The organism is Actinomadura darangshiensis, assembly GCF_004349235.1.
Taxonomy (GTDB): domain Bacteria; phylum Actinomycetota; class Actinomycetes; order Streptosporangiales; family Streptosporangiaceae; genus Spirillospora; species Spirillospora darangshiensis.
In genome coordinates this window covers 1-11,330 of record NZ_SMKY01000291.1, presented here as the reverse complement: position 1 = coordinate 11,330, position 11,330 = coordinate 1, and the positions used below count along the sequence as shown (strand labels likewise).

The 11,330-nt window shown below is 73.0% G+C and carries 9 protein-coding genes; 5 read left to right on the top strand and 4 right to left on the bottom strand.

What is annotated here, in order from left to right:
* On the top strand, positions 1-1,821 hold a 1,821-nt coding region (locus E1293_RS38265; RefSeq protein WP_132203552.1), incomplete at its 5' end, for a molybdopterin-containing oxidoreductase family protein.
* A gap of 40 nt (positions 1,822-1,861) precedes the next feature.
* Entirely contained in the window at positions 1,862-3,118 is a 1,257-nt protein-coding gene (locus E1293_RS38260; RefSeq protein ID WP_132203550.1) for a DUF1266 domain-containing protein, read from the top strand.
* A 33-nt stretch (positions 3,119-3,151) separates the two neighbouring features.
* Here E1293_RS38260 and add read toward each other — a convergent pair whose 3' ends face one another.
* Entirely contained in the window at positions 3,152-4,177 is a 1,026-nt protein-coding gene (gene add, locus E1293_RS38255; protein WP_207939335.1) for an adenosine deaminase, read from the bottom strand.
* Positions 4,178-4,276: 99 nt separating this feature from the next.
* Here add and E1293_RS38250 point away from each other — a divergent pair, with 99 nt between their 5' ends.
* Positions 4,277-5,269, top strand: coding sequence for a helix-turn-helix transcriptional regulator (locus E1293_RS38250; protein WP_132203548.1), 993 nt, complete (start codon positions 4,277-4,279; stop codon positions 5,267-5,269).
* Here E1293_RS38250 and E1293_RS38245 read toward each other — a convergent pair.
* The 3 genes from E1293_RS38245 to E1293_RS38240 all read right to left on the bottom strand — a co-directional run bounded on the left by E1293_RS38245 (position 5,253) and on the right by E1293_RS38240 (position 8,859).
* Positions 5,253-6,170, bottom strand: coding sequence for an SDR family oxidoreductase (locus tag E1293_RS38245; protein ID WP_132203546.1), 918 nt, complete (start codon positions 6,168-6,170; stop codon positions 5,253-5,255). The genes E1293_RS38250 and E1293_RS38245 overlap by 17 nt on opposite strands.
* Before the next feature lie 69 nt (positions 6,171-6,239).
* Entirely contained in the window at positions 6,240-6,386 is a 147-nt protein-coding gene (locus E1293_RS48030) for a GPGG-motif small membrane protein (RefSeq protein ID WP_165978571.1), read from the bottom strand.
* 313 nt (positions 6,387-6,699) lie between these two features.
* Entirely contained in the window at positions 6,700-8,859 is a 2,160-nt protein-coding gene (locus tag E1293_RS38240; RefSeq protein ID WP_243717191.1) for an anthranilate synthase component I, read from the bottom strand.
* 400 nt (positions 8,860-9,259) lie between these two features.
* Between E1293_RS38240 and E1293_RS38235 the strand changes: the two genes are divergently transcribed.
* Positions 9,260-9,538: a DUF3311 domain-containing protein gene (locus tag E1293_RS38235; RefSeq protein ID WP_132203542.1), complete on the top strand. Its 279-nt coding sequence runs from the start codon at positions 9,260-9,262 to the stop codon at positions 9,536-9,538.
* 3 nt (positions 9,539-9,541) lie between these two features.
* A complete protein-coding gene (mctP, locus tag E1293_RS38230) occupies positions 9,542-11,152 on the top strand; it encodes a monocarboxylate uptake permease MctP (RefSeq protein WP_132203540.1) in 1,611 nt (536 codons plus the stop codon).
* Positions 11,153-11,330 lie beyond the last annotated feature (178 nt).

The window sequence follows — 11,330 nt, the reverse complement described above, 5'->3', positions numbered from 1 at the left end:
GGCGAGGGGCGGTTCGAGCGGATCGGGTGGGACGAGGCGCTCGACGAGATCGCCGCGCGGCTGGAGGGGATCGTCCGCGAGCACGGCGGCGAGGCGGTCTGGCCGTACTGGGGGACGGGCACGCTCGGCTACCTGCAGGGCCTTGAGGGGAACTCGGGGCGGCGCTTCTTCAACGTGCTGGGCGCGTCGGCGCACTACGCCAACATCTGCTCGGCGGCGGGCAACGCCGGGATGGCCGAGGCCGTCGGGTCCCCGGGCGGCATGGACCCGGAGGACCTCGCGCACGCCGGACTGGTCCTCTTGTGGGGGACGAACCCGCTGACCAGCGGCCATCACGTGTGGAAGTTCGTGCAGGAGGCGCGGAAGGCCGGGGCTCACCTGGTCGCGATCGACCCGGTGCGGACGCGGACGGCGCAGCAGGCCGACGAGCATCTGGCGCCGCTGCCCGGGACGGATGCCGCCCTGGCGCTCGGGCTGCTCAACGTCATCGTGGGCCTCGGGGCGCAGGACGAGGGCTACCTGGCACGGCACACGCTGGGGTGGGAGGAGTTCCGGGGGCGGATCGCGGAGTTCCCGCCCGAGCGGGCCGCGGAGATCACCGGGGTTCCGGTGGAGCGGATCGTCGCGCTCGGGGAGCGGATCGCCCGGACGCGCCCGACCGCGATCCGGGCGACGCAGGGGCTCCAGCGGCACTCGGGCGGCGGGTCGGCGCTGCGGGTGATCGCCGGCATCCCGGCGGTGACGGGCGACTGGGCGCGGCGGGGCGGCGGTGTCGCGTTCTCCACGTCCGGGCACGTGAGGCTGAACAAGGCCGCGCTGTGGCGGGACGATCTGCGCCGCGGCCCGGTGCGGACGCTGTCGATGACCCGCCTCGGCGAGGGGCTCCTGGACGTCCAGGACCCGCCGGTCAAGGCCCTGTTCGTGATCGCGGCCAACCCGGCGGGTAGCACGCCCCACCAGAACAAGGTCCGCCGGGGGCTGGCCCGGGACGACCTGTTCACGGTGGTGATGGAGCAGTTCCCCACCGACACCGTCGATTACGCCGACATCGTGCTGCCCGCGACGGCGCAGCACGAGCACGCCGACCTGCACGAGGGGTACGGGCACCTGTACCTGACGTGGAACGAGCCGGCGGTGGCGCCGCCGGGCGAGTGCCTGCCGACGACGGAGACGTTCCGGCGGCTCGCCCGCCGGATGGGCCTGGACGAGCCGGCGCTCTACGACTCCGACGAGAGCCTCGCCGAGCAGCTCCTCGCGTCGGACCATCCGTGGATGGCCGGGATCACGCTCGACAGGCTCCGCAAGGAGGGGTTCGTGCGGATGTCGCTCCCGGACCCGTTCCTGCCGTACGCCGAGGGGTTCCCGACCCCGTCCGGGCGGTTCGAGTTCCGCTCGGAGGGCGCCGGGCTCGCCGGGTACGTCCCGCCGGTGGAGGTCGCCGACGAGGAGCGGGCCCGGCGCTTCCCCCTCGCCTTGATCTCGGCGGCGTCGCACGAGTTCCTCAACACGCAGTTCGCCAACAATCCGGAGCTGCGGCGGCGGTCCGGCGGCCTCACCGTCCGGCTGCACGGCGACGACGCGAAGGCGCGGGGGCTGAGCGACGGGCAGCGGGTCCGGGTCGGCAACGACCGGGGCGCGTTCGAGGCCGTGCTGAAGATCACCGACCAGGTGCGGCCGGGCGTCGCGGCGACCACGAAGGGCCACTGGGCCAAGCTCGCGGGCGGCGCGAACGCCAACGCCGTCGTGGACGAGCGCGACACCGACCTCGGCGGCGGGCCCGTGTTCCACGACACCCGGGTGGAGATCACCGGCCTTCCGTGACCCGGCCGCGGGACCGGTACGGTTCACCCTGGAGGGTTCGATGACGATTCAGGCCGAGACCGGCGCCTTGCTGGACCGCGCCCGCAAGTACGAGCGGCAGGGCCGGGCCGGGGAGGCCGCGGCCGCCTACGCCGAGGCCGCCGAGGCGATGGAGGCGCGCGGCGACTGGACGCCGGCCGTCGCGGTCCGCGCCCGGTTCGCGCGGGCGCTCGCCGCGGCGGGGAGCACCGGTGAGGCGCAGCGCGTCCTCGACGTGCTGGACCGCGGCGCCGCGTCCCTGCCGGGCGAGGTCCGGGCGGGCCTGGACGCGCAGGCGGCGCACGTGCTGGCGGCGGCGGGACGGACGGGCGAGGCCGCCCGGCGCGCCTGGGCGGCGATGTCGGGGTTCGGTTCGCTGCACGACCACAAGCGCGCCGGGGCCGCCGGCCTGCACGCGGCGCGGCTCATCGTGAAGGACGCGGGCCCGCGCGGCGCGCTCCAGCCGCTGCGCGAGCTGCTGGCGCGGATACCGCCGGGGAGCGAGGAGTACCGGCAGGTCGCCAAGCTGCTCGCGGACGCCGAGCGGCGGCCGGACCGCGACCACGACGTCCTCGTCACCGACCCGGGCACCGCCGCGTGGGGACGGCTCGCCGCGGCCCTGGCCGTCGGCGCGCACCTGGCCGTCGGCAACGGGGTCGCCTGGAACACCCTCGCCGACCACGACGAGAGCGGCGGCGACGACCGGGTGCTGCTGGAGCGCGACTGGGGCATCACCGACGCCGAGGGCTGGCGCAAGCAGATGGACGGGCTCCTCGACGCCCGGAACAGCGACCCCGCGATCCAGATGGTGCTCGACCGGCGCGGCCGGGGCACCGGCGAGCGGGCGTGGCGGGAGGCGATCGTCGCCTGGTGCCGCGAGCGCGACATCTCCGAGGAGACCGTCCAGGAGGTCGTGGAGCTGTCCGGCCTGGTGCTGCGGTACGAGTCGCGGTTCCGGGCGGACGGCCTGCTCCCGCCGGACGGCCTGGTCGAGAGCGTCTACGGCTACGACTTCGGGCGCGCGGTGAACATGGCCCGCTGGGGCCTGAACGCCGGGTACTGCGACGCCGAGGAGGCCGAGAAGTGCGTCCTCACGGCGGGGCACCGCGCCCACCAGGTGTATCCGTCGTGGGGGTCGTTCTCCGCGGGGTACGTCCTCGGCCGGATGCTGCGGTTCGACGAGGGCGGGTTCGGCGAATGGTACGACCGGTCCCTCGCCGGCCACCGCATCCTGGCCGAGGACCCCGAGAGCCCGTGGCGGCGCATGGCCTGGGGCTGACGGCCCGGGGCCGGCGGCCCGGGCCGGCGGTTCTCAGCCGAGGGCGTCGATGTCGGCGATGATCGCTTTGCGGCCCTCCTCGTCCAGGGACGAGGCGATGACGGCGTTGCGGGCCAGCGACGCCAGCTCGGCGCGGCCGAGCCCGAACGCCTCGGCGGCGACGCGGTACTCGCCGGTGAGCGTGGTGTTGAACATCGGCGGGTCGTCGCTGTTGAGGGTGACGAACAGGCCCTCCTCCAGCATCCGCGGCATCGGGTGGTCGGCGAGGCCCGCGACCTGGCCGGTGCACACGTTGGACGTCGGGCACACCTCCAGCGGCAGCTGCGTCTCCCGCAGGTGCGCGATGAGGCGCGGGTCCTGCACGCAGCTGACGCCGTGGCCGATGCGCTCGGCGCGCAGCCCCTCGATGGCCTCCCAGATCGTCTCCGGGCCGGTCATCTCCCCCGCGTGCGGGAGGCTGCGCAGCCCGGCGGCGCGGGCGGCGGCGAACGCGTCGCGGAACGCGTCCCGGTGCGGCGGGCGCATCTGCTCGATGCCGCCGATGCCGAACCCGACGAGCGCCTCCGGCGGGTGCTCCAGGGCGTGGGCGAGGGTGCCGCGGGCGCCCTCGGCGCCGAACTCGCCGGGGATGTCGAAGATGTAGGCGACGCGGATGCCGAGCCGGTCGCGGGCCTCGCGGACCGCGTGGTCGAGCGCCTCGGTGACCGCGGGCATCGGCATCCCGGCCCGCTGGTGGGTGAAGGGGGTGACGGTCAGCTCGACGTACCGGACGTTCTGCGCGGCGAGGTCGCGGGCGACGCCGAGGACGAGCGTCCCGACGTCCTCCGGGGTCCGGACGAGGCTGGAGACGGACTCGTACACCTCGGCGAAGTGCGGGAAGTCGCGGAACTCGTAGAAGGCGCGCAGGTCGCGCTCGTCCGCGGGGACCGGCCCGTCCGGGTGGCGGCGGGCGAGTTCGAGGACGGTGGGGACGGAGGCGGAGCCCACGAGGTGGACGTGGAGCTCGACCTTCGGGAGTGCGTCGATGAACGCGGCGATGGTGGTGTTGTCGGTAGGCACGCCGCGAAGCTAACAGCCTCCCGACCTGCCATGACAGAAAAATGCGGCGAACCTCCCACGAAATTGTCAAAAACACCCGGCGTTCGGCAGGATGGAGCGATGCGAGCGGCTCGGTTGATCTCTGCGGTCCTCCTCCTCCAGTCGAGGGAGACCATGACGGCGGGCGAACTGGCGCGCGAGCTGGAGGTCTCGGAGCGCACCGTCTACCGGGACATGGAGGCGCTGTCGGCGGCCGGCGTCCCCGTCTACGCCGACCAGGGGCGCGGCGGCGGCTACCGCCTGGTCGGCGGGTACCGGACGCGGCTGACCGGCCTCACCCGCGAGGAGGCCGAGGCGCTGTTCCTGTCCGGGCTGCCCGGCCCGGCCGGGGACATGGGACGCGCCGGCGCGCTCGCGGCCGCCGAGCTGAAGGTCCTCGCCGCGCTCCCCGCGTCGCTGCGGGACGCCCCCGCGCGCGCCGGCCGGCGCTTCCATCTGGACGCCCCCGGCTGGTTCGGCGAGACCGGCCCGCCGGCGCTGCTGCGCGACCTCGCCCGCGCCGTCTGGGAGGACGAGACCGTCGAGCTGCGCTACCGCCGCAAGGACTCCGAGGTCGCCCGGACGGCCGAACCGTACGGGCTCGTCCTGAAGAGCGGCGTCTGGTACCTGGTCGCGCGGGTCGGCGGCCGTCCCCGCACCTACCGGGTGGACCGCGTCACCGCCGTCCGGCCGACCGGCGAGGTCTTCCAGCGGGACGAGGACTTCGACCTGGCGGCGCACTGGCGCGAGCAGGCCGCCGCGTTCCTGCGCTCGATGCTGCGGGAGGAGGCCACGGTGCGCCTGTCCCCCGCCGGCATGCGGGCTCTGCGGTACGCCGTCGAACCGCACGCGGCGAGGCAGGCGGCCGAGAACGCCGGCGAGCCCGACGGCCGCGGCCGGGTGGTGACCACCCTCCCGGTCGAGTCGATGGCCGTCGCGGCGTCGGAGCTGATGCGGCTCGGCGCGGAGGCCGAGGTGCTCGCCCCGCCGGAGCTGCGGGAGCGGATGGCCGCCGGCGCCGCCCGGCTCGCGGAGCTGTACCGCCCGGAGGCGGGCGTCAGCGGTAGCCGGTGACGTCGGCGGGACGGCCCTCGTCCTGCACCTCGACGATGTAGCGCCAGCAGTCGGGACGGCTGCCGTCGGCGTCGGTGAACCCGTAGACCTGGGCCAGCCCGCCGCTGGACAGGGACGCGCCGTTCCAGCGGGCCCGGTCGGGGTCGGCGGCGAGGGCGGCCACGGCGCGTCCGACGTACGCCGGCGACTCGGAGATCGCGAAGTGCGGGACCTTCCCGGTGGCCTCGCGCCAGGTGTCCTCGGTGACGCCGTAGATGTCGAGCATGTTCTCCGAGCGCAGCCAGCCCGGCGTGAGGGAGACCGCCGTCGCCCCGTAGGGCGCGATCTCCACGGACTGGGCGAGCGCCATCCGGATGACTGCGCTCTTGGCGAGGTCGTAGAAGAACCCGACGTCCGCGCGGTAGGCCGCGTTGTACTCGGCGGTGCCGTCGGTGACCTCGACGACGAGGCCGCCGGGCTCGCGGATCAGCAGCGGCAGGGCGTGGTGGCTGGTGACGGCGTGGGTGTCGATGGCCAGCCTGAGCATGTGGAGGCCGTCCTCAAGGGACTGCTCCCACAGCTTCCTGCCGAACTCGAAGAGGCGGTCGCCGCCCCAGACGTCGTTGACGAGGACGTCCAGCCGGCCGCGCTCGGCGTCGATGCGCCGCACGAGCGCGGCGACCTGGTCCGGTTCGAGGTGGTCGACCTGGACGGCGATGCCCTCGCCGCCCGCGGCCGTGACCAGCTCGGCGGTCTCCTCGATGGTCTCGGGACGGTCCATCTCCGAGCGCTGGGCCCGGGTGGACCGTCCCGTCACGTACACGGTCGCCCCCGCGGCGCCGAGTTCGGCGGCGATCCCTCGCCCCGCCCCGCGCGTCGCGCCCGCGACCAGTGCGGTCTTTCCTGTCAGTGCACGGCTCATGGGGACGATGCTGGCACCGAAACCTGACGGTTCACGTCAGGGTTTCCCCCAGAGCCGGCCGGTTTCCGGTCAGGTGAAGATGCTCACCCCGCCGGGCCCGACGAGGAGTCCGACGACGATGAGCACGATGCCCCAGATCAGGTCGCGCCGGGCGAGGATCACATAGATTCCGGCGATCACCAGGATCACCGCGATGAGCCACAGGATTGTCATCATGGCTCCCGGCGTCCCCCCGCTGGACGCCAAGAAACCACCAATTCGTTTCGGATAACCCGAAACGTCCGTTATGTACGGGGGAGGGCGGACGGGCCGCCCTCCCCCGCGGGATAACGGCGATCACCCCGTGCCGGCGGAAGGACGGCGCGGTGTGGCCGGACCCAAGTCTTCCGCCGCCGCCCGGACCGCGACAGGAACCTCGGGACCATTTCCGGGCGCCCGCCTCTAGTGCTTCGGAACTAGAGGCGGCTCCGCTCCAGGAAGGGCCCGCCGGTCAGTGCCGGTGGTGGGGATCGGTGGTGGGGGCCGGTGGTCAGGGCCGGCACAGCCGCAGGACGTTGGCCACGATCCGGTGCCCCGCCCCGCCCGCCGCGGTGAGGATCGACTCCGGATGGAACTGGACGGCCCAGCGCCGCCGCCCCTGATCCTCGACCGCCATCACGACGTCCCCGGTCAGCGCCGTCACCCGGAACCCCTTCACGCGGTCGGGCGTGGTGTGCAGCGAGTGGTAGCGGGCCGCGGTGAACTCGTCCGGAAGGCCCCCGAACATCCCGCCCTCGGTGACCTTCACCTGGCCGGGCTTGCCGTGCGACGGCTCGGGCAGCAGCGTCAGCTCGCCCCCCGCGTGCTCCACCATCGCCTGCAGGCCGAGGCAGACACCGAAGACCGGCAGGTTCCGCGCGTCCAGCTCGTCCAGGAGCGCGCGGGTGCCGAAGTCGTCGGGACGCCCGGGGCCCGGCGACAGCACCACGAGGTCCGGCGCGTGCTCGTCCAGCATCCGCACCGGGAAGCCGTGCCGCAGGGTGACCACGGAGGCGCCCTGCTGGCGGAAGTAGTCGGCGAGGGTGTTGACGAACGAGTCCTCGTGGTCGACGAGCAGCACCGTGAGGCCGTCCCCCGGCTGGGCGGGCAGCGGCGCCTCCTCGGACGCGGCGGCCCCGGCGCCCTTCTCCACGGCGGCCAGCGCGCTCAGCAGCGCGCTCGCCTTGAGATGGGTCTCGCGCTCCTCCTCGTCGGGGTCGGAGTCGTAGAGCAGCGTGGCCCCGGCCCGGACGGTCGCCACGCCGTCGCGGATCTGCGCGGTCCGCAGCGTGAGGCCGGTGTTCATCGAGCCGTCGAAGCCGACGAAGCCGACCGCGCCCCCGTACCAGCGGCGGGGCGACTCCTCGTGGTCCTCGATGAACTGCATCGCCCACGCCTTCGGCGCGCCGGTCACGGTCACCGCCCACATGTGGGTGAGGAACGCGTCGAGGGCGTCGAAGCCGGGCCGCAGCCGGCCCTCGATGTGGTCGACGGTGTGGATCAGCCGGGAGTACATCTCGATCTGCCGGCGGCCGAGGACGCGGACGCTGCCGGGCACGCAGATCCGGGACTTGTCGTTGCGGTCCACGTCGGTGCACATGGTCAGCTCGGACTCGTCCTTCGCCGACGACAGGATCGCGCGGATCTGCTCGGCGTCCTCCAGCGCGTCGCCGCCGCGCTTGATCGTCCCGGCGATCGGGCACGTCTCGACGCGGTCGCCGCTGACCCGGACGAACATCTCGGGCGAGGCGCCTGCCAGGAACTCGCCCTCGCCCAGGTTGAACAGGAACTCGTACGGCGCCGGGTTCGTCTCCCGGAGCCGCTCGAAGAACGCGGCGGGGGCGTCGCAGCGCCCGTACATCGCGTGCCCCGGAGTGACCTCGAACAGGTCGCCCCGGACGAACTTGTCCTTGGCGTCCCGCACCATCTGCGCGTACACGCCGGGAACGGGCTGGGCGGGCAACCCGGCCCGCGGCCGGACGGGCGTCGCCCCGGTGTCGCGCGGCAGCCCGGCGGTGCTCGTGCCGGCCACCTCGAAGTCGTAGGAGATCCGGTGCGAGGCCTCGCGCTTGCGGTCGACGACGACCATCTCGTCGGCGAGGTGCAGGACGAGGTCGCGCTGGTCGTCCGCCCGCTCCAGCCGGGTCCGCAGCGGCTCGAACTGCAGCGACAGGTCGTAGCCGAAGGCGCCGTACAGGCCGAGGTGCGGGTCGTCGCAGCGGAACAGGTCGACGACGGCGCGCAGCGCGGTGAAGACGGTCGGCTGCCGGCTGCGCTCCTCCTCGGCGAACAAGCCCTCCGCCGCCGGGACGAACACCTCGAACAGGCCGGGTTCGTCGGCCCGCACCTCACCGGTGCCGCGCAGCACCCCGGCCAGGGCGGGCAGGACGACCCGGCCGCGCTCGTTCAGCGGATGGACGGCGACCGTCCGGCCGCGGGCGACGATCTCCAGGCAGGGGTCGGCGTAGGCCATGTGCCAGCGGCTGTAACGGCCCGGATACTCCATCCCGGAGCTGAGCACGCCGCCGCGCCGCTCCCCCACGGCGGCCACGAGGGCGTTCAGCACATCGGACTTGCGCTCGGGGTCGACCGGGGTCGCCGTACGGGTCACCCGTACGCCCCCGGCCGTGACGAACTCGCTGGTCAGCGGCTTGCGTGAGACGGTCTCCACGCGGTGGCCCCTCATGTCGGGCCCTCACCATGCGGCAGACACGGAAAAACGACCGCCGGTGAGGGCGGTCGCCTGGTCTGGACATGCACGAACCGGCGCCGCCTCAGCGGCGCCACCACCACCGGCGGGCTACGGTTCGCATGCGGCGAGGCTACCACGGGGACGTGCCGGCAGGAGCCGGGGACCGCCGCGGAGCGGACCCGCCTGACCGGCCCCTGACCGGCCGTTGAATGGGCCATGACCTGGCCGTTCCCAGGGTGGAACGATCCATCCAAGTCGTGCCGCGGCCGAGATCCCGCTGTGATCGCCCGGTGTGTAGGCTCACCCGGCCGTCATCCCCGGCACGGCCGCGTCCCGCGATCCGGGCGGACCGTGCACGGTCCCGAAGAGGAGGACCCCCATGACTCCCGACGAATCGAAGGAACCGGCCCCGGCACCGCCCCCACCGGACCAGCCCCCGCCGGACCCGGCGCCGGCGGAGGGCGGCCGCTCCGACCGGAGCGCCTGGAACTGGCTGCTGGTCCTGCCGGTCGTGGTGCCGCTGCTGACGTTCCTCTTCAACAGCGACGGGCCCCGGCTCGCCGGCTTCCCGGCCTTCTACTGGATCCAGCTCGCCTTCATCCCCCTCGGCGTCGCCTGCACGGTCGTCGTCTACCAGATGACCAAGAAGAGGGGCTGAGCGATGTCCAGCGACCACCGCACCGAGATGATCGTGTTCGTGCTGCTCTTCCTGCTGGTCAGCGGGATGGGCTTCGTCGCCGCCCGGTGGCGGCGGCCCGACACCATGCACAGCCTGGACGAGTGGGGGCTCGGCGGCCGCAACTTCGGCAGCTGGGTCACCTGGTTCCTGATCGGCGGCGACCTCTACACCGCCTACACCTTCGTCGCCGTCCCGGCCCTGGTGTTCGGCGCGGGCGCGGCGGGCTTCTTCGCCGTCCCGTACACGATCATCGTCTACCCGCTGGTGTTCCTGTTCCTGATCAGGCTCTGGTCGGTGTCGCACGTGCACGGCTTCGTCACGCCCGCCGACTTCGTCCGGGCCCGGTTCGGCTCGCCGACGCTGGCCCTGCTGATCGCGATCACCGGCATCGTCGCCACGATGCCCTACATCGCGCTGCAGCTCGTCGGCATCGAGGCCGTGCTGAAGACGATGGGCGTGAACGGGCACTGGCCGCTCATCATCGCGTTCGTGATCCTCGCGGCCTACACCTACCAGTCCGGGCTGCGCGCGCCCGCGCTGATCGCCTTCGTCAAGGACGCCCTGATCTACCTGGTCATCATCGTCGCGGTGCTGTACATCCCGGCCAAGCTCGGCGGGTGGGGGGACGTCTTCGACGCGGCCAAGGCCAAGTTCGACAAGACGCCCGCGCCGGGCGACGGCATCACGATCGCCGGCAGCGGCCAGCTGAACTACGCGATGCTGGCGCTCGGCTCGGCGATGGCGCTGTTCCTCTACCCGCACAGCGTCACCGGCGTGCTGGCCGGCAAGAACCGCAATGTGATCAAGCGGAACATGGCGGCGCTGCCCGCCTACAGCTTCGTGCTCGGCCTCATCGCGCTGCTCGGCTACATGGCCATCGCGGCGGGGGTCAAGCCGATCACCACCGACGGCAAGCCGGACGGCAACACCGCCGTCCCGGTCCTGTTCGACCACATGTTCCCGGACTGGTTCGCCGGCGTGGCGTTCGCCGCCATCGGCATCGGCGCGCTCGTCCCGGCGGCGATCATGTCGATCGCGGCGGCCAACCTGTTCACCCGCAACATCTGGAAGGAGTACATCCGCCGCGACGCGGACGCGAAGGAGGAGGCCACGGTCAGCAAGCTGGTGTCGCTGATCGTCAAGGCCGGCGCGGTGGCGTGCATCCTCGCGCTCGACCCGCAGTTCTCCATCGACCTGCAGCTCATCGGCGGGGTCATCATCCTGCAGACGCTGCCGTCGGTGGCGCTCGGCCTGATGACGCGCTGGTTCCACCGCGGCGCCCTCATCGCCGGCTGGGTCGGCGGCATGGCCGCGGGCCTGTGGATGCTGTACGACATCCCGAACCCGGCGAAGGGCAAGGAGCACTTCGGCGGCTCGGCCTACCCGCTGAGCGACCTCGGCCTCGACACCGAGATGACGATGTACGTCGGCATGCTGGCGCTCGCCGTCAACGTCGCGGTGGCGGTCATCGGCACCGTGGTCTTCAAGGCCGCCAAGCTCGCGGACGGCAAGGACGCGACCCGCACGTCCGACTACACGGCCGACGAGGGCGACCCGAAGGTCAAGGATCTGGAGCTGTCCGCCAGCACCTGATCCGCCCCTTCCGGGCATGGCAGCGGCCCGGTCGTCCGCTCTCGCGGACGGCCGGGTCGTTTTCTTTTCGGCTCTTGACAGGCGGACGGGTGGACATCCAAGGTTTGTGAACGATCACGTTAACGTTAATGTGACGTCGCCGACAACGGAAGGCCCAGCGCAATGCGGACTCGTCCCC